General features: G+C 60.7%; 21 protein-coding genes and 1 pseudogene. 11 read left to right on the forward strand and 11 right to left on the reverse strand.

The genetic code is table 11. The features are described from left to right. Nucleotides 1-492 precede the first annotated feature (492 nt). Nucleotides 493-705: a hypothetical protein gene (locus FZF13_RS29290; protein WP_190234589.1), complete on the reverse strand. Its 213-nt coding sequence runs from the start codon at nucleotides 703-705 to the stop codon at nucleotides 493-495. On the opposite strand from FZF13_RS29290, the pseudogene FZF13_RS14690 reads away from it, so the two are divergent. From FZF13_RS14690 to FZF13_RS14700, 3 genes and pseudogenes are all read left to right on the forward strand, one after another. Then, a pseudogene (locus tag FZF13_RS14690) lies at nucleotides 640-1,458 on the forward strand (ABC transporter transmembrane domain-containing protein); the annotation flags it as partial. The gene FZF13_RS29290 and the pseudogene FZF13_RS14690 sit on opposite strands and share 66 nt — an antisense overlap. A 38-nt stretch (nucleotides 1,459-1,496) precedes the next feature. After that, entirely contained in the window at nucleotides 1,497-2,420 is a 924-nt protein-coding gene (locus FZF13_RS14695) for an HlyD family type I secretion periplasmic adaptor subunit (RefSeq protein WP_150978954.1), read from the forward strand. A gap of 218 nt (nucleotides 2,421-2,638) precedes the next feature. After that, on the forward strand, nucleotides 2,639-3,184 hold the full coding sequence (locus FZF13_RS14700; RefSeq protein WP_139116411.1) for a hypothetical protein: 546 nt from the start codon (nucleotides 2,639-2,641) through the stop codon (nucleotides 3,182-3,184). A gap of 223 nt (nucleotides 3,185-3,407) precedes the next feature. Here FZF13_RS14700 and FZF13_RS14705 read toward each other — a convergent pair whose 3' ends face one another. Both FZF13_RS14705 and FZF13_RS14710 read right to left on the reverse strand, forming a co-directional pair. Beyond that, a complete protein-coding gene (locus FZF13_RS14705) occupies nucleotides 3,408-4,733 on the reverse strand; it encodes a type II toxin-antitoxin system HipA family toxin (RefSeq protein WP_024927007.1) in 1,326 nt (441 codons plus the stop codon). Continuing rightward, nucleotides 4,733-4,987 carry a helix-turn-helix domain-containing protein gene (locus FZF13_RS14710; protein WP_024927006.1) on the reverse strand — a complete coding sequence of 85 codons (255 nt, stop codon included), beginning with the start codon at nucleotides 4,985-4,987 and terminating at the stop codon, nucleotides 4,733-4,735. Before FZF13_RS14710 ends, FZF13_RS14705 begins: the two co-directional genes overlap by 1 nt. A 558-nt stretch (nucleotides 4,988-5,545) precedes the next feature. On the opposite strand from FZF13_RS14710, the gene FZF13_RS14715 reads away from it, so the two are divergent. From FZF13_RS14715 to FZF13_RS14725, 3 genes are read left to right on the forward strand one after another with little or no spacing between them, the layout of a single operon-like run. Beyond that, the gene (locus FZF13_RS14715) at nucleotides 5,546-6,208 is read left to right on the forward strand and encodes a LysE/ArgO family amino acid transporter (protein WP_024927005.1); all 663 of its coding nucleotides are present in this window, start codon (nucleotides 5,546-5,548) and stop codon (nucleotides 6,206-6,208) included. Between the two features lie 18 nt (nucleotides 6,209-6,226). Next, nucleotides 6,227-6,475, forward strand: coding sequence for a hypothetical protein (locus tag FZF13_RS14720; protein WP_139116410.1), 249 nt, complete (start codon nucleotides 6,227-6,229; stop codon nucleotides 6,473-6,475). A 51-nt stretch (nucleotides 6,476-6,526) separates the two neighbouring features. Further along, a complete protein-coding gene (locus FZF13_RS14725) occupies nucleotides 6,527-7,921 on the forward strand; it encodes a pyridoxal phosphate-dependent decarboxylase family protein (protein ID WP_024927556.1) in 1,395 nt (464 codons plus the stop codon). On the opposite strand, the gene FZF13_RS14730 is transcribed toward FZF13_RS14725, so the two are convergent. From FZF13_RS14730 to FZF13_RS14765, 8 genes are all read right to left on the reverse strand, one after another. After that, complete coding sequence (locus FZF13_RS14730) at nucleotides 7,918-9,459, reverse strand: winged helix-turn-helix domain-containing tetratricopeptide repeat protein (protein ID WP_024927003.1); 1,542 nt, start codon at nucleotides 9,457-9,459, stop codon at nucleotides 7,918-7,920. The genes FZF13_RS14725 and FZF13_RS14730 overlap by 4 nt on opposite strands. Before the next feature lie 234 nt (nucleotides 9,460-9,693). Continuing rightward, nucleotides 9,694-10,017, reverse strand: a complete 324-nt coding sequence (locus FZF13_RS14735; RefSeq protein ID WP_161773093.1) for a methyltransferase — start codon at nucleotides 10,015-10,017, stop codon at nucleotides 9,694-9,696. After that, on the reverse strand, nucleotides 9,966-11,378 hold the full coding sequence (locus FZF13_RS14740) for an FGGY family carbohydrate kinase (RefSeq protein WP_024927002.1): 1,413 nt from the start codon (nucleotides 11,376-11,378) through the stop codon (nucleotides 9,966-9,968). The genes FZF13_RS14735 and FZF13_RS14740 overlap by 52 nt, the downstream gene beginning before the upstream one ends. Next, nucleotides 11,379-12,626 carry an NAD(P)/FAD-dependent oxidoreductase gene (locus FZF13_RS14745; RefSeq protein ID WP_024927001.1) on the reverse strand — a complete coding sequence of 416 codons (1,248 nt, stop codon included), beginning with the start codon at nucleotides 12,624-12,626 and terminating at the stop codon, nucleotides 11,379-11,381. Further along, nucleotides 12,619-14,019, reverse strand: a complete 1,401-nt coding sequence (locus FZF13_RS14750) for an NAD(P)/FAD-dependent oxidoreductase (RefSeq protein WP_036255102.1) — start codon at nucleotides 14,017-14,019, stop codon at nucleotides 12,619-12,621. The genes FZF13_RS14745 and FZF13_RS14750 overlap by 8 nt, the downstream gene beginning before the upstream one ends. A 25-nt stretch (nucleotides 14,020-14,044) precedes the next feature. Next, complete coding sequence (locus tag FZF13_RS14755) at nucleotides 14,045-16,303, reverse strand: N,N-dimethylformamidase beta subunit family domain-containing protein (protein ID WP_024926999.1); 2,259 nt, start codon at nucleotides 16,301-16,303, stop codon at nucleotides 14,045-14,047. A gap of 35 nt (nucleotides 16,304-16,338) precedes the next feature. Beyond that, nucleotides 16,339-16,641: a N,N-dimethylformamidase alpha subunit family protein gene (locus FZF13_RS14760; protein WP_036255100.1), complete on the reverse strand. Its 303-nt coding sequence runs from the start codon at nucleotides 16,639-16,641 to the stop codon at nucleotides 16,339-16,341. 268 nt (nucleotides 16,642-16,909) lie between these two features. After that, entirely contained in the window at nucleotides 16,910-17,683 is a 774-nt protein-coding gene (locus tag FZF13_RS14765) for a DeoR/GlpR family DNA-binding transcription regulator (RefSeq protein ID WP_024926997.1), read from the reverse strand. A gap of 414 nt (nucleotides 17,684-18,097) precedes the next feature. On the opposite strand from FZF13_RS14765, the gene FZF13_RS14770 reads away from it, so the two are divergent. The 5 genes from FZF13_RS14770 to FZF13_RS14790 all read left to right on the forward strand — a co-directional run bounded on the left by FZF13_RS14770 (nucleotide 18,098) and on the right by FZF13_RS14790 (nucleotide 24,825). Further along, a complete protein-coding gene (locus FZF13_RS14770; protein ID WP_024926996.1) occupies nucleotides 18,098-19,666 on the forward strand; it encodes an ABC transporter substrate-binding protein in 1,569 nt (522 codons plus the stop codon). A 112-nt stretch (nucleotides 19,667-19,778) separates the two neighbouring features. Further along, nucleotides 19,779-20,768, forward strand: coding sequence for an ABC transporter permease (locus FZF13_RS14775; protein ID WP_024926995.1), 990 nt, complete (start codon nucleotides 19,779-19,781; stop codon nucleotides 20,766-20,768). Between the two features lie 13 nt (nucleotides 20,769-20,781). Then, nucleotides 20,782-21,702: an ABC transporter permease gene (locus FZF13_RS14780; RefSeq protein WP_024926994.1), complete on the forward strand. Its 921-nt coding sequence runs from the start codon at nucleotides 20,782-20,784 to the stop codon at nucleotides 21,700-21,702. Next, entirely contained in the window at nucleotides 21,702-23,588 is a 1,887-nt protein-coding gene (locus tag FZF13_RS14785; protein ID WP_065996647.1) for an ABC transporter ATP-binding protein, read from the forward strand. The genes FZF13_RS14780 and FZF13_RS14785 overlap by 1 nt, the downstream gene beginning before the upstream one ends. Nucleotides 23,589-23,652: 64 nt before the next feature. Next, entirely contained in the window at nucleotides 23,653-24,825 is a 1,173-nt protein-coding gene (locus FZF13_RS14790) for a M20 aminoacylase family protein (protein ID WP_024926992.1), read from the forward strand. The last annotated feature ends 1 nt before the right edge of the window (nucleotide 24,826 follow it).

Consider the following 24,826-nt stretch of genomic DNA (forward strand, 5'->3'; position numbering starts at 1 on the left):
AGCAAGGTATGTACTAACGGTCGCGCAACGGGATAGAGGCTGCGAGCAGCCGCCTACCGTCGTACTAAAGTGGTCAGTCTGGGTTGGTCACTTTGCGACATTTGTACTCGGTCCCGGGTGATGTCCGCTTTCCGCACTTTCGCGTCAAGGAGCTGCCCGTCAGCTCCCGGTCCCCAATTCGGACGCGCTATTTGGTTCGAATTGCGAATGAGCCGCCCGGCCTGAATTGTGGGCTGCATGCGAGTTCTCAGCTCCGGCAGACAGCAACTTGTGTCCGTTTTTGTATTTGCCGTATCTGGCATACGCAATCTGAGCGCTGCACCGTTAGCGCTTTCAAATCGTGAGACGACGATGAATCCGCTTCATCTTTGCGTTGATGTCATGGTGCAGGCGTGCAGGATTGCCGTAGCACTAATCACCATTTCTTCGCTCCTCCTCCCTCGCCAATACGAGACCTGTGAAAGGAAGGCTACGAGTGCCCGATAAAAACATCTAACAATTGATTTCCACTTTTTGTTTGCAGCCGGTGCTTGCATCGCTTTCTGCGAAGTGCAGAAGTTGGCGGTGAGGAAACTTTCTGTTGCGCGGGGCGGGCGTGTGAACAGTGTCGAGCCGCATGCGGCTCCAGTCGATACGGGCGTGGTATGCTTGGCGTTGATCGCGCAATATTTGCGGCGACCAGCGGATGCCGATGTCATCCGGCATGATCTTGGACTTGGTTCGGCGGGAGGACCCGCCGGTGTTGATGTTGCAGGCCGCGAAGACATAGTCAGGGCCGCCAAACGCCTGAAACTCAAGGCGCGCGTAGTGCGGCCAGCCGTAAAGCGGCTGGATCGGCTGGCGCTGCCCGTCATCGTCGAGAAGGCAAGCGGCGGTTTTGCCATCCTGGCGGGACTGTCCGCCGACAAGGTGCTTATCCAGGATCCCGCGATCGGTGCCGCGCAGGAACTGTCTCGAGAGGAATTCGAGGCGGGATGGAGCGGCTTTGCCATCCTGATCACCAGTCGTGCCTTTGCCGACGGGTTTGCCCGACGCTTCGATTTCTCCTGGTTCATTCCGGAGATGATCCGTTACCGTTGGGTCTTCGCCGAAGTGCTGCTTGCCTCGTTCTTCGTGCAATTGCTCGGCCTGATCTCGCCGATCTTCTTCCAGCTGGTCATCGACAAGGTGCTGGTCCACAACGGCCTGACGACGCTGGAAGTGCTGGTGATCGGCCTTTCCGTGGTGTCGTTGTTCGAGGTGCTGCTCACCGGCTTGCGGACTTATGTGACGACACACACGACCAGCCGGATCGATGTGGCGTTGGGTGCCAAGCTGTTTAATCATCTCCTGGGGTTGCCGATCGCCTATTTCGAGGCGCGCCAAACCGGGCAGACGGTGGCCCGCGTGCACGAACTGGAGAACATCCGCGCGTTTCTCACCGGCTCGGCGCTCACCGTGCTGCTCGACGTGTTTTTTCTCTTTGTGTTCCTGGCTGTGATGTATCTCTACAGCCCATGGCTGACCTTGATCGTCGTCTGGCCGCATATGAGGCGGAACAGCTCAGTCTCGCGGCCGACATTGCCGCGAAGAAAGTCGAGATCGAGCGCGGCGCCAAAACGCTGGCCGAGCGCCAGAAGCTGGTCAATCTGACCGGCGACCGGCTCGATGTCTTCGAGGAACTCGAAGGCCGTGGCCTCGGCATCAAGTCGCGCACCATCGACGCGCGCCAGAGCAAGCAGGATCAATTGCTGGCGGTTGTCACCGACGAAGGCCACATCGCCGAACTCGGAGCAACCAAATCCGCGCTCGAAGCGCGCAAGCGCGAACGCCACGAAGCCTATCTCGACAAGCTGATGACGGAACTGACCGATACGGACAAGGAGATCGGCACGCTGCGGCAGGATCTCACCAAGGCGGAACTGTTCGAGCGGGCGAGCACGCTGAAAGCCCCGGTTTCCGGCCGCGTGCAACAGGTGGAAATCACCACCTTTGGCGAGGTCGTGCAGACCGGCCAGCGCCTGATGGTGGTGGTGCCCGACGGCACGGCACTCGAAGTGGAAGCGATGCTGCTCAACAAGGACAAGGGTTTTGTGCGCGAGGGCCAGAGTGCCCGCATCAAGCTCGAGGCATTCCCCTTCACCCGCTACGGCACGCTCGATGGCTCGGTGCAGTCGGTCTCCAACGATGCGATTCCCGCCAAGCCGACAGCGGGCACCAAGGAAGCCGCCCCAGACACTGCTCAACAAACAGCCGGACCGCTCGTCTTCCCGGTGCGCATCGCCATGGCGGATACCAGCATCCGCGCCGATGGCCAGGACGTCCCACTAACGCCCGGCATGTCGGTCACCGCCGAGATCAAGACCGGCGATCGCCGTGTCATCGAATTCCTGCTCGATCCACTCATGGAGATGAAAGATGAGGCGTTTCATGAGAGGTGAAGAAAAGCATCGTCGTGACCACATGCAGCCGAAAATTTCCTAAAATCACAGAGATATTTACGATGAATAGCCTCAGACGCGCTATTAACATCTCGTCGAAAAATCCGACAAATATTTCCTTGGATGAGTACAGAGATGCGCTTAGCTTTGTTAAGGTCTCTGAGTTGAAATATACGGATATATATACTAATAAATTTTCTTATTTATTCGGACTCAGAATGTACATTCTGATGAGAAGTTTTATTATTTTTTTCGTAGCGTCAATTTTATTTACGTCTATTTTTACTGCGAGTCCTACCTTCCGCTCGCCCTTCATGGAATTTCCTCTACCAGATTGGCTCTGGCCATGGAATTTTTTATCACGCGATTTTTTCTTAGCGTTAGTGAAAGATAGCCTGTTACCGATGCGAGCAGAAGACATCGATATATATATTAAACTGTGCAGTTACTTGAGTTTTATTTGGATACTATGGGCGGTATCAATGATTTTTATCAATATTGTTATTTCCGGTGGATATGATGTCTCAAAGCCGCTGGTTGTAGTTTTATGTATTACAGCGCTATCGGTGGCCGCTTCGGCATATCCGGCATTCAGGAGTTCAAGTATAGGCCCTTCAGTTCATGATTCTCTAGATCTTATATCAATCAAGAAGGCTTTTCTAATCTCGTTTACGTACTTTTCCATAGTATTTTCTGTAATAATGCTGTTAGTTCAGTTTAAGAGCAGGCCGAAAGTTTGCGATGCAGAAGATGGTGGTGGGTGAAATTTTGTTAAGCATAGAAACTTCCACTTCGAGGCGTATGGTAAATTCACAAATATAAGACGGCATGGAGCGCAATATGTCGAGCAGCATTGGTCCGAGCGTATCAGGTTCGAATGATCGAAACCAGGAACTAGGGAGCAAAGTTCTCGGTTATTCACTGGCGGCGCAAGATGGATTCATTGCGGGCGTTGCAGCTTTTACGAAGAGTGCCGCGCGGACTACGTTAAGCCAGAGCGGCATCTTTCGTCTCAGCAAGAAGAGAGGCGCGCGCCTCGATTGCGGAGCGAACCGAGTCGACAAGCTCATCGGGAAAGCTGTCTGGCAGCGAGCTTATCACGCCATCGGCTTGGCGCATGGCATGCGCTGACAGATCATCGAATATCGCGCGCATGAGAGATTTGCCGACACCGGCAATGTCCGCTGTTTGCACAAAATGGCGAGGCATGATGTCCAGTACCGGGTAGTGCCGGTTCTTGCCAACGGACATAGCCAGCTTGAATTTCTTGCGCTGAATTTGTCCGGCATCAAGGCTCGGCTGCGCCGTCAGCACGTCGTACATGGGCGTCATGCGAAAGCGTCCGCCAGGGTCGAGGAACACGCTGAAATTCTTGGCATGGCCGTCGGTCGCGCCGAGCATCCAGAACACAATGCATGTCCGCATAAAGATGGCGATATCGTCCTCGGGCCTGTCGCTGCCTTTCAGAAGCTGGACAATCTCCCGCATGCCCGGACCGCCATCGGATTGGTATTTGCGTGTAGGCGGTACCGAAAGGGCCTGACAGATATCTTCCTGCGGCAAACGAAGAAGGCGGCCGTCTCTTGCCCACCGACGGTCGAAGCGTTCGACGATCAGGGTACGGCGCCCTCCGAAATCAGCGATCTCCACATTCGCGGCCGGGATGCCAAAACCCTCCAGCAGCTTAAGGCAGAGATACTCGTTCTCGACGCTATTCGAGAGGTCGATCCCGTTGGGAAGCTGTCCGATCTGCGGTTTGAGGATATGGGTGGTCGCAGTTGTGCCGGTAGGCTTGAACCATTGGCCGTCGACACGAAGCAGGGCGGTCTTCTCCTGCGCGCCGGCGATCGAGATGCGAAAATCCTCATCTTCCCCGACACCCAGGGGAGCGCTGGCCAGATTGTTGATGATCTCGCCGATTTCGCCGTCGGCGACGGGTTTCCCATCGACCTGCCCGACCGTTCCCGGATCAGCGCCATCGGAAAGAAATTGCAAGGCGCCGACGCAATCGTGGCCAATGGCTGTCAGCAGGCTGTAGGCATCGGTACCGCCTGCGCCGACACGCTCGGCTACGCGCTTCCTGATGGGCTCATTATCCGGCAGCAGGTTGTCGAACACGTTGATGACGGGCGTGCCGATATAACGGTCCTCGCGCAGAGGCAGCGACAAGGAGACCGGAAAGCCGTGCTCCCAGCCGAGCCATTTGTTATCGTACTTGAAGTCGATAGCGCCTGTAGCTTCCCGGCGCAGCAGCCCGACGAGGCGGCCGTTTAGGAAAACATTCAGAGGCGCGTTTGCTTTCCTTCTCGCCATTAGAAAATATCCTCGATATCGGCAGCGCGCGCTTCGGTACGCGGCCGCACTACAAGCTCAAGGCGGAGAGCGGATAGAGCTTCCATCAGAGTCCGGAGCTGCACAGCCGGCTCGCCGGCCTCAAGGCGCGAAACAGTCCCCTGGCGGAGATGGATTTGCTCACCCAATGCGCCTTGCGTTAGGCCGTACTGTTTGCGGACGCGACGCAGGATGGCGCCGAGTTGTTTTTCCGTGCGGGCGATCTGTCCGTTCATTGGGAACCTCCAGCTGAGAATATACGTGACTCCGTATAAAATTACAATATACGCATTCGCGTTTAAAATGCAATTATACGCGAGTCCGTATAAATGAAAATTATGCGCGGTCACGTATAGATGGAGTTTGAAGTCATAGGCTGTGCAGTCTGTCACACATTCAAAAAATCCGACCCCGAAGAACGAAGCCAACTTTATCGCCAAATTGCCGAACGGGTGTGGAACCCCGACGCCCTTCTGCGTGAGGTGAACGCATGACTAGCCAAAGCTGCCAATGACCATTTGGTAGCGTTTGGAAAAGTGAGCTCGTAGCGAACGTGCAGTCGCGCGCCGCTCGAGCGTCTAGTTTCGGGTTGGTTGTCAAATGGCGGCTATCCGCCGAGCTCGCCCCGATAGCGGACGGACGGCTTCCGGCCCCCGTTGCAGGCGTCACCGACTTGCACGGGTTGCAGAATCGAAAAGAGCGCGGACATACGGAATTCGTCCGTTCGATTATTTCACGAATCTTTCAGCACGGCGTCAGGACATTCATCTGATGCGGGGCACACACTCTCCTCAATGCTGGTCGGCACGGCCATCGAAGAGGAGACGAACATGTTGCAGCCAAGTTTTGCACTCACCGCGATGATGACCGGCTTTGGACTGGGCGCAGGTGCGATTTTCTCGATCGGTCCGCAGAACCTCAAGCTCATCCAGGCTGGAGCCTTGCACAGGAATCCTGCCGTGGTGGCGGCAACGGGATACCTTTCCGAGATCCTCATTGTGATCGCCGGTGTCTCCGGTGTCGGTGCTTTCTTGCAGATAGTGCCTTCGGTCCAGACTGCCATGCAGACCGCAGGTATCGCCTTCGTCATATGGTGTGCGATCAAGGCGTTGAGGTCCGCCGGTAGTGCGAACCGGCCGGAGTGGGCACGAAATGGTGGCGAAACCCGCGGACAGGCCATCGTATCAATGCTGGTCACGACCTGGTTGAACCCACTGGTCTATATCGAGATCATGCTGCTCGTTGGGGTGTTTTCCTCAAGCTACGACAACAGCCTGCGTATCTGGTTCGCACTCGGCTTCCTCGGTGCCTCAGGCGTACGTTTCTGCGGGCTTCCAGCCTTCGGACGCGTCCTTGCGCCATGGCTGCAAAGCCCCCGAGCGCAAGCTTCATTCAACCGTCTCGCCGGCTTGCTGCTGCTGATCGTTGCCGCCTCGCAAGCGGCGGCCATCCTCTGATCGACAGAGGAGAAGGTCATGATCATGCCCGCTACAATGACATCAGCACAGTTCATGCTGGCGATCTTCACCTTCACCGATGGCGCAGCAGATCGTTTCCGATATCCCTCCAAATCGCTGCGTCCTGCGCGATCGGAACGGCGCTTCCACACATTCTGCTGCCTGGCCGTCATCGGCTTGACCGCGTGGAAGCGCCATACGCACGCGAGGGCTGGTGCTAAAGTGCCACTTGGGCCCATTCAGAGCGCCAAAAGCCCCGCAACTTAGTTTCGAGCGCATTCGTGCAGAATAGCCCCATTGTTGTTCTGGAGCCTGGATATGATGAAGTCACAACGTAACAGCTTGCTTCTATCAGACGGCGAGACAACAGCTTTAGTCGACGCCGTTGCTGATATCGCAAAGGCCTATTGGCTTTCGCTTCCTGAACGGCGGACCTACCCGGCAACAAGCGGAGCCGAGACCGAGGCGCTGTTGACCCGTTCTTGGTCTGAGGAGGGGATCGGGCCCGCCGTCTTCGAAAGCTTTGGTCCAATTGCGGATCGATCAAGGCCCGCCGGCGACAGGTTCTTCGGTTATGTATTCGGCTCCGGCGAGCCTGTCAGCGCGGTAAGCGAGCTTCTGGTTGCTGCGCTTAATCAGAACGTTACCTCATGGCGGTCGTCGCCGGCCGCGACGACCATTGAACGCACGGTCATAAGTTGGCTGGCGGACGCGATTGGGTGTCCAGGTCTCAGCGGCAGTCTCTGCGGCGGTGGGTCAACCGCCAATCTGATGGCGCTCGCGATAGCACGCGAGGCCAAATGCTCCGCCAACGAAAATGGAAGTGGCGGCGGCATCGTCTACTGCTCGAAAGAGGTTCATTTCTCGATTCCCAAAGCCATGGCCTTGTTGGGGCTTGGTCGGAAGAATCTTAGGCTAATCGAGACCGATGACGCTCTACGCATGCAACCCGACTTACTACATCGCGCCATAACCGATGACCGCGCCGCCGGCTTGATGCCGATTGCCGTGATCGCAACGACTGGCACGGTCGTCAGCGGCGCGATCGATCCCGTTGAAGAGATCGCCGCGATTGCGAGAGAACAGGATCTTTGGCTGCACGTGGACGGTGCGTATGGCGGCCTCGCTGCTCTTGCGAAGCCTGAGTATTTCGCGGGTCTCTCGCTTGCCGATTCCGTGTCAATCGATGCTCATAAATGGCTCTATCAGCCTGTCGATTGCGGCTGCCTGCTTTACCGGGACCGGAACGCTGCGCGCCGCGCCTTCTCGCAACAGGCGGATTACGTCCGGGTGCTCAACGAGGACCCGATCGAGTCGTTCGTCTTCTTTGACGAGTCGATCGAATTGACTCGACGCTTTCGAGCCCTGAAACTCTGGATGTCGCTGCAGTATCATGGTCGCGCCGCCTTCCGCGCCGCCATTGAGCAAGACCTTGCAAACGCCCAATTGCTGGCCCGCAAAATCGAGGAACATCCTGAACTCGAACTGTTCGCACCGGTTTCGCTCAGCGCGGTTTGTTTCGGTCATCGTGACAAGGACAACGAGGCGCTCCTGCGCCGCTTGATTGCGCGGGGTCGGGTATACCTCTCCAATGCCAGCTTCGGTGGGCGGTTTACGCTGCGGGCCTGCTTCGTCAATCATCGCGCGACGCCGCAGTCCGTCGATCTCATCGTGAGCGAAGTCATCGATGCCGCAAACGAAATCAACGACTAAAGATCGGATCTTGGAGGCATGCCCAATTCGAGAAGAAGACCCGCCAGCCGGTCACGGTAAGCGGCGTCGCGATATCGTTCCGATCGCATGAAGCCGGCCATGCTGTAGCGCGGGAATTGGAGGCGAAGAGTATGGATGATGCCCGATGCCTGCTCCTTCTTTCCGCGCATCGCCAGCGCCAGGGCAAGATTTACAAAGGAGGCAGTGTCGTCCGGCTCCTGTTCAAGGTTGATTATCGCGAGAGCCTCGGCTTTGACGAGATCACCTATCGCCAGCGTCGCCAGCGCCTCGACATAGGTGTACCAACCCGGCGATCGCGGGCTCAATTGCTTCGCTCGGGCGACGAGATCCAGTGCATCTTTCGCCTGGCCCGCATAAACGTGGACGAGCCCGCAATAGGCGATTGCCCAGGAGTCGCTCGGCGAAAGCCCGACAGCCGTTCTGCACGCCGTCAAAGCATCGTCGTGTTTGTCGCGCAGGAATAGAATACCGCCTCGGAGCATATGCGCGGTGGGAAGGTCGGTTGTTATCGCAAAAGCCGCATTGGCCATGCTCTCGGCCGCGCGAAGGCACTCTCCGCGATCGAGATCTGTGTTGAACCGCGCATCCCAGTAGTAGCACAGCCCGAGTTGGATCATTGCGCCGGTATAGGATGGGTCAAGCTCAACGGCCTTCGCAAGCCTGGTTCGCGCCGCGCGCATGGAAATAGCGTTGAATTTCAGGAACTCGGTGCGCCCTGCGCACATCTCGGTCCATGCGGCGAGGGATCTCGTGCCACCTTCCCACAACTGAGCCAATGCGCCGAATGTCAGTTCCGTTTGGGTGGCGACCGCGACCTTCCTCACGATTTCGTCCTGGGCTTCGAACACATGTTCCAGAAGGCTATCGAACGTTTCAGACCAAATCTGTTGCATGGTTCGAGCATCGACGATTTGCACCGAAAGACGTATGCGTTTTCCACTCGCTTGAAGACTCGTTCTCAGAACGAAATCGACACCGGCCGAGGTCGACCAGGTTCTGAGCTCCTGATCTGTTTCGAAATTTGGCGCGGGATGGATCACTGTCAGCTGTGGAATGCGCGACAGTGCGCTCACAAAATCTTCGGTCAGCCCCGACGCCAGCCACGTCAGGGCACCCTCTTGACTAAGGTCTCGGGTTGAGCCGATGGCCACCGTTGAACGCATATTGGATCGGAGAACGTCGGTGGTGGTCTCATCTTTTGGGCTGGCGCAGACATCGAACAGCTTGCTTTCAAGAACATAGCCTCGACCATGCACCGTTCGGACGAGAGTTTCGGCATCGGTCCCTAAGGCCTTGCGAAGATCCTTGACGCACTGCGTCAGCGAGTCGTCAGTTACGATGCGGTCTGGCCAGAGCGCCGCCATCAATTCTTCCTTGGCGATCACGCGATCTGGCTGACCAAACAGGTAGGAAAGAAGCTTAAGCGTCCGGGGTCGAAGCCAAATTTCATTTTCGCCGCGCGTTAAGCGCTCGGCGTCGGGGTCGAAGCAAAAATCGAAGAACCTAATGAGAGGCATACATTCTGTCGCACACCGATGCTCTTACCAATAGACGGGTCTGCGGACGATGGACAGCCGTATCGCGAGAGCGACGTAGCTTGGGGGGCGGTTCCGGAAGTCAAGGCTCTGTCGTTCGGACTTTGCCAGCTTCCACCCTTCCAAAACATCGCTGCTCGCAGCCACCGCCGTTCGGTCCAACGAGGGCTTCTTCAACGGCACTAGGTGGAGCTTGTACCAATGGTAAGGATGGGATCAGCCGGATTCTGCGACGGGGAACGCCTCGATGAGGCTCGCCGTCGAGGACGTTAGGATCACGCGTTTCAGCTTGAACCCCGCTGCAGTAAGCAGGCTGGCATATTCCTCTTCGGACCGCTCGCGTCCTCCGTTGGTCAGCACGAGTTGCTGCACGTCCAGCATCTTGCCCCACGACGACGCATTTCCCGGAGCAAGGACATGCTCGATGATCAGACCAGCTTTTGCCGCGTAGCGCCGTTCGGCAATACCCGCCTCCTGCCGGGTGGCGTTCAGCGCCAGCCGCGCGAATGGCCGACTGCCTGATTGAAACGCTGTCGCCACGCCTGCCTGTCCACGTCGCGCGCGCGGTATTCGACGTCACCTTTGGCGATGGCAGGAAGCTCGGTGCCAACGGCAAGAGCCGCTAGCGCCGCGCAGCCGAGGCTGGTCAATTCGTCGAAGGATCTGGTGCTGATATTCCGACCCAGCGCATCGGCAAGAAATTGCGAGAAATACGGGCTGCGCGACAGGCCGCCATCGATCGATAGGTTTTGCGCGACCGCCACCTCCCGCGCCATCGCACCGATCACCTCGACGGTGGCAAGCGCTACGCCTTCAAGCGCGGATTGGCACATCTGCTGCCTGGTCGTGTCGGAGGACATGCCAAGCCAAAGGCTGGCAGCGCTGCGGTCCCAGTAGGGGCAGGCCAGTCCGGACAGGGCTGGCACAAAGACTAACCCACGATCGATCGCCGGTGCGTCGGTGAAGGTCTGCAACTCGTCGACGCCGTTCATCAGGCCGATCCGTCCAAGCCACTCGACCGCCGATCCTGCGTCATAGACGCCGCCGTCGACGGCGTAGACGGTTTCGTGCGGCGTTTGCCAGGCGACCGTCGGCAACAGGCCGATCTCGGGGTTGCGAACGATCCGCGAACCGGTGACGGCCAGCGCGAAGGCGCCGGTACCGAAAGTGATCTTGGCGTCGCCTGCCTCGCGGCAACCGTGTCCATAGAGAGCCGCTTGCTGGTCGACGATGGACGCGGTCACGGGCGTCTTTCCGGCCATGCCGATGACAAGCCCGGCAGACGGTCCGATTTCCGGCAACGCATCGATCGGCACACCAAATAGCCGGCAAAGCTCCTCGTCCCAGCCCATGGTTTCGAGGTTCATCAGCGAGGTGCGTGACGCCGTCGTCGCGTCGGTGACGAACCGCCCCGTCAACCGGTCGAGGAAGAAGGCATCAGTGGTTCCGAGACGCAGGCGACCTGCTGCCTGGGCGGCGCGGACGGCGGGAACATTGTCGATGATCCAGGCCAGCTTGCTGGCGGAGAAATAGGGATCGAGCGGCAGGCCGGCCCGCGCCAGCGTCACCGCTTCGGCACCGCCCGCGCGAAGACGTTCGATGACGTCCTTGGTGCGATTGTCCTGCCAGACGATGACCGGCGACAGCGGCTCGCCTGACACGGCGTCCCAGGCGAGGCAGCTTTCACCCTGGTTGTCGATACCGATCGCGTCGACGTCACCGGCCGCGTCGATACACGCAGCGACATTGCGCAACAGTTCATGCGCGTCATGCTCGACCCAGCCAGGATACGGAAAATGCTGGGCGTGACGCAGCGAGTGGGCGATGCGCAGGCTGCCATCCGTTCCCGCTACCAGCACGCGCGTCGACGTCGTTCCCTGGTCGATTGCCGCGATCCGCATCTAGCTTGCCTTGTCTTCGATGAAACCGATTGAAATTGTTTCCGCCTTGTCGCAGGCTTGCAGCACGGTCGCCAGCGGAACAAGAATCCGCCGTTCAGGCAGCACGCTCATATGTTTCTGCCAGATTGTGCGGCCAGCGCTCTCGACCTTCAACAGGCCGCTGCCGCTGGCCTCCGCACGCAACTGGATATGGTCGAGGCAAGCCGTCGTCGAGGGTAGCGCGATCCGCTGCGGTACTGTGAGTTTCAACCCCGGGCCTCGCTCGACGGTGATCGCTTGTCGAGCCATGGGCAAAAGGCCATCGAGATCGTCCGCGACAACGGAACCGATCCGCGCGCCCTCTCGAAACGACCAGCCGGCGGTCTCGACCGGACGCAGCAAATTGCCGGCGGCGAAATAGGCGGGATCGCTGCAACGCCCGAACTGGTCGATCGACGGGCCACCGCTACCCGGATCGACGGCCAAATGGCTGAGGCGAGCAAGCGCGGCTTCCGGCACGAAACGTCCTGTGAGAAGGATGCCGTCGCATGCGACCTCGCTTGTCGAGCCGTCTGCGAGCCGGAGCGTCACGGTCTCGACACGCGACCGCCCCTTGATGTCCCTGACTTCTGCACCGTAGTGCATCGGTATGCCGAGCAACCGCGGAAACAGGTCGAGCGGTCGTCGCGCGGTTGGCCGCGAGCCGGTTTCGACCATCGCGACCGGGCGGATGCCGGCCTTCCAGCAGGTCAGCACGGCGGAAAGGCTGACCAGTTCGGTGCCGACGATGACCGGCCGGCGAAACGGCTTCGAGTGCTCGATATAGATGCTGTGCTGCAGCGTTCCCGTGGTGATGACGCCAATCGGCCGATCGCCTGTCATCAGCCGCGCCGAACGCGGCATCTCGCGCGCGCCCGTCGCCAGGATTACGCGGCGGGCTGAAACCTTAGCGGTGCCACCCGGCATTGTGACAGCGAGCGTTCCCGACGGCTGAAGTGCGGTGACCGTGGTGTTGAGTCGGATGTCGACACCGGCGTCTTGCGCGGCGCGGCACAACTTGTTGGCATAGGCTGGGCCGCTCAGCACGCGACCGAATTCGCGCATACCGAAGGGCGGGTGCCCGCAATGCCGGGGTACGCCGCCCGCGACGTCCTCGCGCTCCAGGATGGTAACGCGCAAAACCCCGCGTTTGCGCAGGGCAAGGGCTGCGGCGATGCCGGCGGGGCCGCCGCCGACGATGGCAACATCGGTGGCGATCGGCTCATTCATCGCTTGTCTCCACCGCCAGCGGTTCGGCCAGCTTCCCGGCCGTCAGCGCTGCAATTCGAGCCTGGCAGTAAAATCCCTGGCAGCGCCCCATGCCGGCGCGTGTGCGGCGCTTGAGCCCGCCAATGTCGCCGGCCGGCAACGGGCCTGCGAGCGCCTGTTCGATTTCGCGTTGGGTCACCAGCTCGCAATGGCAGACGATCTCGCCGTGGCCATCGGCCTGCCAGTCGCGCGCCATGTGCTCAGCAAGGTTGGGCATGTGCGGCCAGAGCGGATCGGTAAGCGGCGCGCGCTTGTCGTCGCCGAAACCACGGTGCAACTCGGCGACGTGGCGCGCCAGGCCAAGCGATGCCGTGAGGCCCGTCGAGCGGATGCCGCCGACACTGATCCAGCGCTTTTCAAGATTGGCGGTGACGCGGTATTCCTTGCGCTCGGTCGCCGGGCGAAGTCCGGCATAGATGGCGGTCACCGGAGCATCGGCGAGCGCCGGAACCATCTCGGTCGCCTTGGCGATAAGCATGCGCAATGTTCGCTGGTCGACGTCGGCGCGGTCGCGGTCGATCTGTTCTTCCGCCGTCGGGCCGACGAGCACATTGCCGAAGATGGTTCGGGCCAGCACCACGCCCTTGGTGCGATCGTTCGGCACAGGCAGGATGATCGTGCGCAAAAGAGCTGCGGCGGCCTTGTCGAAGACGACGAACTGGCCCTTTCGCGGCAGAATGGTGAAGCTGGAACCGCCGAGTAGCCGCTCTTCCAGAATATCGCCGAACAGGCCTGCGCAATTAATGACCGTTTGGGCGCGAAGCTGGCCCTTGGGCGTATCGAGGAGCCAGACGCCGTCTTCGAGACGACCGGATAGAACTTCCGCATTGAACAGCGCCTGCGCACCGTTCAGCACCGCCTGGCTCAGATAGGCGAGCGGCGCCGACCAGGGGTCGATGACATGTTCGCCCGGCACAAGCAGCGCACCGCGGACGCTTGTGGCAAGATGCGGTTCGCGCCGCAACACCTCGGCTTTGTCCAGCAGGCTTACGTCGTCGACGCCGTTCGCTCGCGCCTGTTCGGCGATGCCGTTCAGACGCGGCAAATCTTCGCCCGACCAGGCAACGACCATCGCCCCGGTTTCCAGCAGCGGCAAGTTCATCCGATCGCGAATCTCGATATACTCGCGGTACCCCGCCTGCATGCATGCGAGTTCGAGGCTTCCGGGCGGTGCGTCGAAACCGGTGTGCAGCAACGCGCTATTGGCTTTGCTGGCGCCGGCCAAGATGTCGGGCGCCTTTTCCAGGAGCACGACACGTGCACCATCCAGCGCAAAGCGCCGGGCCACGGCGCAGCCGACGACGCCGCCGCCGACGACCGCTACGTCGAATAAGCCGATCTGGCTCTTCATCATCTGTCTTTCTGAACGCTGGCGCAGGTCAGGCGTTGGGCATCGGGAACGGTGTCGGGTCCATGAACCGTCGCAGCACGTTCAGTGTCAGTCGGGAGATGTTGTTGTCGAAATTGTTCCAGGGCAGCGAGCCGGAATAGGCAATGGAGCCGACCGAAAACACCGCCCCGCCATTCGGCGTCTCGAAGAAGACGAGATCGGCACGGACCTTGTCGCAGACGTCGCCGGTGGCGCCCATGAAGTTGAACAGCATGTCCTCTACGACGAACACGTGGGCCTCGGTATGGTGGCCGGAACTGGCCACCACAAGGGAATGCGGTGGCGAACCGATCGAGACGTCGTGGCGGTCGAGTTCCATGCCAGCCGCGCCGCCGCCGGTCAGGCCGAAATCGCCCAGGATCTCATCGTCGACGCCTTCCATGATGAAGGCGGCGCGCGGGTCGTCGGCACCGGGCGCGCGACGATAGGGCGAGGACTGGTCGAAACCCTGCGCGGTGAAACCGACGCCAACCAGGTGGTTGGGGCTGCGGTTGCCCTGGCGCCGCCACAAGCCGCCATATTCGCCGGTGAAGCTATGATAATACTCGCCCGTCGGCGGCTCCCAGGCGCGGCTGCCGCCTTCTGCCCGACGCACCTCGATGATGCCCGGCTGGGTGGCGTGGTAGGCGATCCGCCAGTAGAAGCCATTGCCACCGAGATAGATCAGCCGCCCACCGCTATGGGTGAAGCGCTGGACGCCGTCCCACATTTCCTTGGAATAATATTCGGGGTGGGTGGCGGTAACGACCGTCCGATAGCCGCTCAGCAGGCCGTAGCCTTCCTGGTGCAGGTCCTCGTCGGTGATGACGTCGTAGTCCTGGTCGAAATTCTCGAGCCAGCTGGTGATGTGAGTGTCGGCGTTGAACAGCCACAGATGCGATGGCCCCGCGCCATGGTTCGCCTCGACCTTCGGGCGCAGGTTGAGCACCGGGCGAAGGCGTGAGGAATAATAGACGCCGCTGCCGTCCGAATGGAGATCGTAGAGCGAATGGCCGTATTCGCGGTGCTCGTTGAGGAACTGCTGGTGCGGATGTAGCACCAGCGCGCGGTTGAGATGGAGTTCGACCAGGCCGTCATTGGTGCCGAAATGCTCGTTGGCATAAGCCATGTAAGTGGCGAGCGGGAACAGGAACGCCAGCTTCGACGTCGGCTTGCCGCGTGCCGGCCTGACCACGAAGGTGACGAACTGCTCTTCGCCTTCGGCTTCAATGCGAACGGCATAGATGCCGCTTTTCATGCCTTCGGGGATGGTCAGCGCGAAATCCGCCTGCCAGCCGGCGTCGTAGATGTCGTCGTCGTGGAAATGGATAGCCGACCATTGCTCGGGGCAATTCTTCCAGCACAAGCCGTCTTCGCCGGTGAAATTGTGTCCGGTCACGCCGCGCGTCGGCATGTTGATGATGACGCCGTGGCGCTCGCGGCCCGAGACGTCGTCGATGCGGATGCCGGGAATGTCGCGCGAGAAATCCCATGCCCCGACAAGGGTTCCCGCAAGCCGCTCCGGCCAGCGGTCGCCACGCAGTACCTGAAGGTCGGTCAGCAGCAAGCTGGCATTGGAAATGCGCGGCCGATCGATCTTGCCGTTGTAGAGCGCGCGCCCGACGCTGCGCCCGGCATCCTCGCCGCCCCAGCTCGCCGCAAACAGAAGCGGCGCCGAATTCTCCCAGGCAATATCAGCTGGAAGGACGGCGCTGGCCGATCCGCTGTCGTCGATGGTCGGAAACTGGTGCTGCGGTTCCTGATGGACGCTGGCCTCGCCGCTTGCCGCGTCATAGGTCACGGCGGCGAAATACCAGTGCTTGGCCAGCATCGGCTTGCCGAGGGACAAGGCCTTGCTGGTCTTGCCGTCGGAGATCTCGATGCCGACTGAACCGTCGTCGGCGACGACCATGGCGATGCCGCGGCCGGCCGTTTCATCCCATTTGGAAATGATCGCTTGGCGACCCTTGAGCGGGGTCGTCGGCATGATCATCGCTTGCAGCGAAAAACTCCGGGAGCCTGCGAAAATGTCGCCGTCGATGCGTGCGAATGAACCGGCGTGGATCACTTGGGGCCGGCCGGGATGGCGGCCATCGATCGCGCTCGGCACCGGCACCAGCTTTACCGGCGGCGCTTCCGGCGCGGTATCACCCTGCACGACCCTGACCACACTCGCCTGATAGTGCGGATACTCGCAATTGATCATGAAGCGGATGGCGTCGCCCGGCATCGCGCTGACGCGATCGGCATATCCGGTGATTTTCAGCATGAGCCAGTCTCCAAAGTCTACGCCGGCACGGTCGTTCAGTCGTTCAGGTCGATGTCGAAATGCCGCTTCATGCGCAGCTTGAAGATTGCCCACTCGGCATCGTTCAGGTCGTGGAAGACGCCGTCGAGCAAGGTCATCGGCTTGCCGCGCCCGTTCATCTGGACGAGCCGCCATTCCTCGTGCGGTCGAGTGCACAAAAGAGCCAGCTTGCCGGTCATCGGTTCGCTGCGGATGCGGTTGATGAGACGTTGCAGTGCCGGGCTGTGCTGGCCCGTGGTCTTGGCGCGGAACTCGGTCACCAGTTCACCGAGGTTTCGGCCTTGGATCAGCCTGTCCAACTCTTCTCTCGCCACCGATGCCTCCCTTTCCTCGCCGTGATCGCATCCCGATCCGGATAACCTGCGCCACACATTCCCGTCTGTTCGTCGCTTCCATAAGGTTCCAGGGCAGCGGCGTATCGCAATTCGGTCAATAGAACGACTGGAATAATTGTTGTCAATGACCGAACGGTCAATTGCTGTTTGAAAAACACAAGGGCGGCAGGCGGATGGATGTCAGCCCGGTCGTCGCTGCAGGAAGAAATAAAAGTCTGGGCTGGCGGAGGCGTCAGGTCGCGACGATGACCTCGACGCCGGCGGCCAGCAGAGCGTCCATCGTTTCGGCAGGCGGCCGCACGTCGGTAACGAAGCGGTCAATGACGTCGAGCTGGCAGACCTTGGCAAATGCGCCACGGCCGACCTTCGAGTGGTCGCCGATGATGGTGAGCCGGTCCGCTTGCTCGATCATGGCTCGCGCCACCTGGGCTTCGCCGAGCGAAAAGTCCATGACGCCGTTCCTGGCATGGATCGCGCCAATCGTCAGCACCGCATGCGCGGCACGGAAATTGGAGATCTGCTCGATCGTTGCCTCGCCGGTGGTTTCCCCGGCATCAGCCTGGTAGAGGCCGCCCAGCAGGAAGACGCTGTTGGTGTGCCCGGACAACGTTGCCGCAATCGCCGACGAATTGGTGACAACGGACAAATTGCTCAGGTGCGACAGCTCCTCGGCAAGGAACAAGGTGGTGGTTCCGGTGTCGATAAACATCGTTTCACCGTTGCCGAACAATTTGGCGGCAGCCCTGGCAATTGCCCGTTTGCCTGCCGTTTGCTCCGACATGCGGATGGAGAACGGGTTTTCGTCGACCAGAGACGGCAGACATGCGCCGCCGTGGAATTTTCTCAACGCGCCGGAGGCGGCAAGTTGGTTGAGGTCGCGGCGTATCGTTTCACTGGATGCCGACAGTTGCTGGACGAGATCCTCGACCAAGATACGCCCTTTTTCGCGGGCGACATCCATGATCATCGTGCGGCGCTGTTCTGGACTGAAGCGGCTGAAAGTCATTGATTCTTCGCAACATCTCGTAAGGAAATCTACGCGGTGCGGCACCGTTTCGTAAAGGGCCGCATCGCAACTCGCCTTTCGTCGTCGGCGCCGTCATCAAGAAGCCGGTACAGCGTCATTGGCGCGGCGTGAACATGACAGTGACAGCCGTCGGTCAAAAAACTTCGGTCACCCGCATTGACTGAACGGTCATATTGGATACCATATTCGGGCTACTGGCTGTCTACAACGTGTTGCCCGACAAAAGCAACGACTATAGCGTTCGTTCAAGAGAGCCGGCTTGCTATTCAAGTGACTTGACAGGCGCTGCTGGTCTGTTGAAGTCTTGGGCTGCTGCGGGAGGAGTGCGCAGTCGGTGCGTGTCTCGCGTGGGAACACAATCAACGCCACTGTTAAGGTGAGGGGAATAAATCAATGAAATCGACAAGACGCACGTTTCTTGCGGGCGCTTCGGTGCTTGGCGCCGGCTCGCTGCTGATTGGCGCCGGGATGGGCCGGTTCGGCAGGGCATGGGCACAGGATGCAAAGACGCTTGTCTTTGCCGCAGCTGGCACCGTGACCAGCAGCTGGGATCCGTCGTCCCATACCATCGCGCCGCAGATCACTGCCGAAGCTCTGGTGTTTGGCCGTCTGACCAAGTGCCTGATGAAGCCGGAGAACCCGGGCGAGATCCTGCCCGACCTTGCGCTCGAGTGGAAGGTCATCGACAAACACACGCTCGAATACAAGCTGCGTCAGGGCGTGAAATTCCACGACGGCAAGGAATTCAAGGCCGAGGACGTCAAGGCGACCTATGAATACGCCTCGCAGCCGAGCCGTCCGGCCTCCGCGTGGTATCCGGGCCAGGTCGAGGTCGAGATCGTCGACGACTATACGGTCCGTCTCAAGACCGAGAAGTTCGGCTACCCGGCGCTGAACTTCTGGTACGTCTCCGCCTTCCTGCCGATCCTGTCGGCCAAGGATGTCGCCGATCCCAACATTCTCAAGCAGCGCCCAAATGGCACCGGCGCGTTCCGCTACGAAGCGACCAAGGGCGATCAGATCGTCTTCAAGGCCAACGACGCCTTCTACGACGGCAAGCCGGAAATCGACACGCTGCTGTGGACCTATGTCCCCGACGCCAACACCCGCGTTCTCGGCCTGTTGAACGGCCAATATCATCTGACCGAACGGCTCGAGCCGGAACAGTACAAATCTCTAAAGGCCGAAGCCAACATCGTCACCAACAGCAGCCTGTCGAGTGAAAACAAGTATCTCCATTTCCGCTGCAACAAGCCGCCCTTCGATGATGTTCGCGTGCGTCTCGCCGCGGTCCATGCCATCGACCGCGCCCAGGTTCTGGCGGTTGTCGGCGAGGCAGCGAAGGCTTCCAGCAGTCACATCTCGCCGGTCAAGTTCGGTTATGTCGACGTTCCCGACTATCCGAAATACGATCCGGAACTGTGCCAGAAGCTGCTGGCCGAGGCCGGCTTCCCCAACGGCCAGGGCCTGCCCGAGATCGAATACATCACCTCGGTCGGCTTCTATCCGAAGACCCGCGAATATGGCGAACTGGTCGCCGCGATGCTGCAGGAGCAGGGCTTCCCGGTGAAGCTGACGACGCTCGAACCGGCGGCCTGGGAAGAGCAGATCTACCGTCGCGCCGACGGCCAGGGGCCTGGCCACATCATCGATGTCGGCTGGATCACGGGTTCGCCCGAGCCGGATCTGGTGCTGCGTCCGAACTACTATTCGAAGTTCGCGCTGATCAACGGCATCAACGACCCCGAGATCGATGCGTCCCTCGACAAGGAGCGCAACGCCGAGACCACTGAGGAACGCCTGAAGATCCTTCAGGAGGAGACGCTGCCGCTGCTGGCCGCCAAGGTGCCGAGCCTGTCGCTGTTTTCGTCCGTGTTCCTTCGCGCAATGTCCAACAAGCTCGAAGGTGCATATTTCTATCCGAACGGTCCGATCGATCTCAGCAAGGCCAAACTGGGCTAACTGTCGTGTTCCGGGCGGCGGTGAGGCAGCACGCCTCCGCCGCCCGGACGACAGCCCACCATGGCGCGCCGGCACGCGCGCTCGATCCTTTCATTCATTCAGGGACGGCATCATGGCCTTCGCGATCGAGTTCTTCCTGCGGCGGATAAGCCAGGGGCTGGTGATCGTCATGCTGGTCGCTTTCGTGATCTTTACGCTGCTGCGCGTGGTTCCGGGCGATCCGATCCGCATCATTCTGGGACCGATGACACCGGCAAGCGTGCTGGAAGAGACGGCCAAGAACCTCGGCCTGCGCGACCCGCTACTGGTGCAGTTCGGTCGTTTCATGGGCCAGGTTGCCTCCGGCGATCTCGGCCGATCCTTCATTCGCGGCGTGCAGGGCGGTAGTACAGGCGGCTCGCAGGATTCTGCCGGCTTCAATCCCGAAAGCCGCGCCTCCGTTGCCGACCTGATCGGCAAAGCCTTGCCCTACAGCCTGCAACTCGCGGCACTCGGCGTCGGCTTTGCATTGCTGCTTGCCGTGCCGATCGGCATGGCGGCCGGCCTGCGTGCCGGAAAATGGCCGGATCGGCTCGGGCTCTATGTCAGTTCGCTGTTCGTATCGCTGCCCAACATCTGGGTCGGCGTGGTGCTGATCTTCCTGATGTCGGCCAAATCAGGGCTGCTGCCGGCGATCGGCTATCATGGCTTTGCCTATACGATCATCCCGGCAATGGTGCTGGCGATCGAACTGTCGCCGGTGATGATCCGCGCCATCTCGGTCTCGGTGGCCGCCAACCTCGGCGAGGTCTATTTCGACGTCGGCATGGTGCGCGGCCTGTCCCGCCGCACCATGGTCGTCAAGCACGTGATGCGTAACGCCGCCGTGCCGCTGCTCAATCTATTCGGCGCGCAGATGATCGGCATGCTGCTCGGCGGCCTGTTCGTGGTCGAATACATCTTCAGCTATCCCGGCATCGGCATGCTGACCATCAATGCCGTTTTCCAGCGCGACTTCCCGATCATCCAGGCCGTCGCGATCCTGGCCAGCGGAGCGCTGGTAGCGATCAACATGCTGGTCGACTTCGCCTCGACGACCATCGATCGCCGCTTGAAATTCTGAAGGACGGCCTCCCATGACGACATCGACCGCCGAGGCAGCCATGACCACTGCCGCCACCCAACCCAAGAGCCGCGGGGTTACGGCGCGCATCGTGCGCCGCGCATGGGGCTACAACGAGATGAAGATCGCGGCGTCGATCTTCCTGGCGCTGACCTTGCTGACCCTGTTTGGCCCTTACCTGATCGACGCTTCGGCGACCAAGATGGACGTGGCCAGCAAGTTCCTGCCGCCGCTGTTCATGGAAGGCGGCAAGCTGCCGCATTTCCTGGGCACCGACCAACTCGGCCGGGACCTTCTGCTGCGGTCGCTGATCGGGCTCCGCAACGCCTTCGCCATTGGTGTCGTCAGCGTCATCGGCATGTTCATCCTTGGCTGTGCCATCGGCATCTATGCCGGCTACCGCGGCGGCTGGGCCGACGTCATCCTGATGCGGTTGACCGACGTGCAGATGTCGATCCCGGTCGTCATCCTCGCCATCACCATCCTCGGTATGTCGCGCCCCTCGCCCATGACCATCATCGCCGTCCTCATCTTGGCAAGCTGGCCGGTCTATGCCCGCGTCTCGCGCGGCGTCACCCTGGCGGAGCGCCAGAAGGAATATGTGCGGGCAGCAAAAATCCTCGGCGCCAGCGACTTCCGCATCATGGTGCGCCACATCGCGCCGAGCATCCTGCCGCCGATCGCCTTCGTTGCCGTCCTCGACGTTGCCCGCATGATGATCTTCGAAGCGATCTTCGGCTTCATTGGCATCGGCATCCAGCCACCCACCCCGACCTTCGGCACGATCATTTCGTCTGGCACGCAATACCTGCTCAATGCGTGGTGGATCACCATTGTTCCCGGTGTCCTTCTGGCGCTGTCGCTCGGCAGTCTCAATCTCATGGGCGGCGTTCTCGAACGTGCGCGCAACCACATCCTGCAGGGAGGGGAATGATGTCAAAGCCCCTGATGTCCAATCCGCAATCTGCTTCCGCGCCGCCTATCATGGAGGTGCGCGGCCTGTCGGTGGTCGTCAACACCGTTGCCGGCGAGCGCTCGATCCTTTCCGATATCGATCTGACCGTTGCGCCGCGTTCGGTGCTTGGCATCATCGGCGAGAGCGGCTCCGGCAAGACGGTACTGTCGCGCGCCCTGGTCAACTGGATCAAGCCGCCGCTCAAGATTACCAAAGGCATCGTCAACTATGGCGGTCGCGACCTGCTCACCTTGCCTGCCTGCCAGATGGCTGGCCTGCGTGGGCGCGAGATCGCCTATATCGGCGCCAACCCGACCAGCGCGCTCGACCCGACCGTTCCGGTCGGGCATCAGATCCTCGAAAAGCTCGGCGCGGTCGCGCCCGACCTGTCGCGAAGCGAGGCCCGCAAGCGTGTCATCGATACGCTTGAAGCGGTCCGCATTCCATCGCCGGCGCAGCGCTTCGACGAATATCCGTTCCAGTTCTCCGGCGGCATGATGCAGCGCGCGCTGATCGTCGATGCGCTGGTCTCCAATCCGAAGCTTCTGATCGCCGACAATATCACCCAGCCGCTCGACGTCACGGTGGCCGCACAGATCCTGCGCCTGCTGCGCGACCTGCAGAAGGATTTCGATACCGCCGTCGTCTTCGTCTCGTCCTCTCTCGGCATCGTCAGCGAGATCGCCGATGACATGATCGTGCTTGATCGCGGCCACATCGTCGAGCGCCAGTCGGTTGGCAGCCTCATCAGCCAGCCCGAGCACGGCTACACGCGCGAGCTGGTCGCCAAGGTCCCAAAGATCTGGGCGACCAGTGAAAAGCCGCCGCAACCCTCGTCTGGCGACGTCGTTCTCGATGTCCGCGATGTCGAGAAAGTCTACCGCGTTCGCGACCGCACCGCCATTTTTGCCGACCGCAAGGTGCGGGCGGTGCGCGGCGTGTCATTCACGGTGCGCCGCGGCGAGAATTTCGGCATCATCGGTGAATCGGGCTGCGGAAAGTCGACGCTGTCGCGCCTGCTGAGCTGCCTCGAAGCGCCCGACACCGGCCAGATCCTGTTCGAGGGCAACGACATCGCCTCGTTGCGCGGCAGCGAACTACTCGGCCTGCGCCGTCGCTTCCAGCTGCTTCTGCAGGACCCCTACAACGCGATTGCCGCGCACAGCTCGATCGGCCGGACCATTTCCGAACCGCTGCTGATCCATGGCCTGGGCTCCCGGCACGAGATCGAGAAGAAGGTCAAGGACGTGATGGCCGAGGTGGGCTTGTCGCCCGCGCTCTACAACCAACTGCCTGTCGGCCTCAGTGCCGGCCAGCGCCAGCGCGTCAACATTGCGCGCGCCTTGGTGCTGGAACCCGAACTGCTGATCCTCGACGAGACGCTGTCCTCGCTCGACCAGGTTGAACAGGCCAAGCTGCTCGACCTGTTCGAGACGCTGCAGATCAAGCGCGGCATCACTTACGTCTACATCTCGCATGATCTGGCGATGGTGCGGCGCGTCTGCGCCCGGATCGCAGTGATGTATCTCGGCCGCATCGTCGAACTCGCCGACAACGACACCATGTTCGGTCGCTCGGCGCATCCCTACACGCGGGCCCTGTTGAGCGCGGTGCCGACGGTCGAGGAAAAGCCCTACCGCACCGAGACCTACCTTTTGGAAGGCGAGCCGCCGGACCCGATCGACATCCCCGCTGGTTGCAGCTTCCGCACCCGCTGTCCGTTCGCCTTCGACCGTTGCGCGACCGACGACCCGGCCCAGACGATCTACGCCAACGGCAATGCCAGCGCCTGTCACCTCGGCCTGAACGGGTTGCCGGTGGTCGACGTGGCGAGGCTGGCTGCGGCTCATGTAGCACGTCCATGACGCTATCCACACCGTCGAAGTCTGCATGACCGGACGCCACGGCAGCATCGGAGCACGTATCTGAATGGCATCGGCTGAAGCCTTTTTCCGTGATCGTCAGGCGGTCTATGCCGGCTGGCGTCAGCATCTGCATCAGTGGCCCGAGGTAGCGTTCAAGGAGCACCAGACCGCGGCGTTCCTCACCGAGCGTCTGGTCGAGATGGGTTTACAGGTCGAGACAGGTATTGCCGGCACCGGATTGGTGGCGACCCTTGAAGGGCGCAAGGAGGGCCCATCCATAGCCCTGCGCGCCGACATGGACGCTCTGCCGATGCAGGAAGAAGGCAACCGCAGCTATCGCTCGCGCAACGACGGCATAAGCCATGCCTGCGGCCATGACGGCCACATGATCATGCTGCTCGCTGCGGCCGACTATCTTGTGCGTGAACGCGACTTCGGCGGCCGGGTTCGCTTCATCTTTCAGCCCGCCGAGGAGGCTGAAGGCGGGGGCCGTCTAATGGTAGAGCAAGGCCTCTTCGACCGCTTCCCGGTCGATGCCGTGTTCGGCCTGCACAACTGGCCGAACCTGCCGCTCGGCACGGTGGCAGTCAGACCCGGGCCGATGATGGCGGCGATGGACCTGTTCACCATCGTCATCAACGCCAGGGGTGTGCATGCCGCCTTGCCGCATCTCGGCACCGACGCCATCGCCGCGGCGGGTGCGCTGATTTCAAGCCTGCAGTCGATCACCAGCCGCTCTGTCGATGCGCTCCAGCCGACCGTCGTGTCGCTGACCCAGATCCACGGTGGTAACTCGCTCAATGCGCTGCCCGGCGAAGTGACGCTGCACGGCACGGTGCGCGCCTTCTCTGACGCTGCGCGGGCGAAGGTACGCGAACGGCTTGACCAGATTGTCGAGGGCGTGGCGATCACCCATCAAGTTCGCATCGCTCTGACGTTCGAGCCACGCTATCCGGCCACCATAAACGACAATGGCGCAGCAGGTATCGCCGAGGCGGTGGTTGAAGACCTCTGGGGCCGAGACGCCGTGCTAACCGAATTCGAGCCAAGCATGGCCTCGGAGGATTTTGCCTTCATGCTCAACGCCAAGACCGGTTGCTACGTGTGGATCGGCAACGGCAACGATACGCCGCTGCACAATCCCGCCTTCGATTTCAATGATGCGCTGATCCCCTTGGGCGCGCTCTACTGGACATCGGTGGCAACCAATTGGTCGACGGTCAAGAAGCGTAACTGAC

Origin of the sequence: Mesorhizobium terrae (genome assembly GCF_008727715.1) — a bacterium.
GTDB classification, from domain to species: Bacteria; Pseudomonadota; Alphaproteobacteria; order Rhizobiales; family Rhizobiaceae; genus Mesorhizobium; species Mesorhizobium terrae.

Bases quoted from the DNA above. Each gene is read 5' to 3' on its own strand.
- FZF13_RS29290 (WP_190234589.1), bottom strand. From the start codon at position 705: ATGCCGGATGACATCGGCATCCGCTGGTCGCCGCAAATATTGCGCGAT.
- FZF13_RS14695 (WP_150978954.1), top strand. From the start codon at position 1,497: ATGGCTGACCTTGATCGTCGTCTGGCCGCATATGAGGCGGAACAGCTC.
- FZF13_RS14700 (WP_139116411.1), top strand. From the start codon at position 2,639: ATGTACATTCTGATGAGAAGTTTTATTATTTTTTTCGTAGCGTCAATT.
- FZF13_RS14705 (WP_024927007.1), bottom strand. From the start codon at position 4,733: ATGGCGAGAAGGAAAGCAAACGCGCCTCTGAATGTTTTCCTAAACGGC.
- FZF13_RS14710 (WP_024927006.1), bottom strand. From the start codon at position 4,987: ATGAACGGACAGATCGCCCGCACGGAAAAACAACTCGGCGCCATCCTG.
- FZF13_RS14715 (WP_024927005.1), top strand. From the start codon at position 5,546: ATGCTGGTCGGCACGGCCATCGAAGAGGAGACGAACATGTTGCAGCCA.
- FZF13_RS14720 (WP_139116410.1), top strand. From the start codon at position 6,227: ATGATCATGCCCGCTACAATGACATCAGCACAGTTCATGCTGGCGATC.
- FZF13_RS14725 (WP_024927556.1), top strand. From the start codon at position 6,527: ATGATGAAGTCACAACGTAACAGCTTGCTTCTATCAGACGGCGAGACA.
- FZF13_RS14730 (WP_024927003.1), bottom strand. From the start codon at position 9,459: ATGCCTCTCATTAGGTTCTTCGATTTTTGCTTCGACCCCGACGCCGAG.
- FZF13_RS14740 (WP_024927002.1), bottom strand. From the start codon at position 11,378: ATGCGGATCGCGGCAATCGACCAGGGAACGACGTCGACGCGCGTGCTG.
- FZF13_RS14745 (WP_024927001.1), bottom strand. From the start codon at position 12,626: ATGAATGAGCCGATCGCCACCGATGTTGCCATCGTCGGCGGCGGCCCC.
- FZF13_RS14750 (WP_036255102.1), bottom strand. From the start codon at position 14,019: ATGATGAAGAGCCAGATCGGCTTATTCGACGTAGCGGTCGTCGGCGGC.
- FZF13_RS14755 (WP_024926999.1), bottom strand. From the start codon at position 16,303: ATGCTGAAAATCACCGGATATGCCGATCGCGTCAGCGCGATGCCGGGC.
- FZF13_RS14765 (WP_024926997.1), bottom strand. From the start codon at position 17,683: ATGACTTTCAGCCGCTTCAGTCCAGAACAGCGCCGCACGATGATCATG.
- FZF13_RS14770 (WP_024926996.1), top strand. From the start codon at position 18,098: ATGAAATCGACAAGACGCACGTTTCTTGCGGGCGCTTCGGTGCTTGGC.
- FZF13_RS14775 (WP_024926995.1), top strand. From the start codon at position 19,779: ATGGCCTTCGCGATCGAGTTCTTCCTGCGGCGGATAAGCCAGGGGCTG.
- FZF13_RS14780 (WP_024926994.1), top strand. From the start codon at position 20,782: ATGACGACATCGACCGCCGAGGCAGCCATGACCACTGCCGCCACCCAA.
- FZF13_RS14785 (WP_065996647.1), top strand. From the start codon at position 21,702: ATGTCAAAGCCCCTGATGTCCAATCCGCAATCTGCTTCCGCGCCGCCT.
- FZF13_RS14790 (WP_024926992.1), top strand. From the start codon at position 23,653: ATGGCATCGGCTGAAGCCTTTTTCCGTGATCGTCAGGCGGTCTATGCC.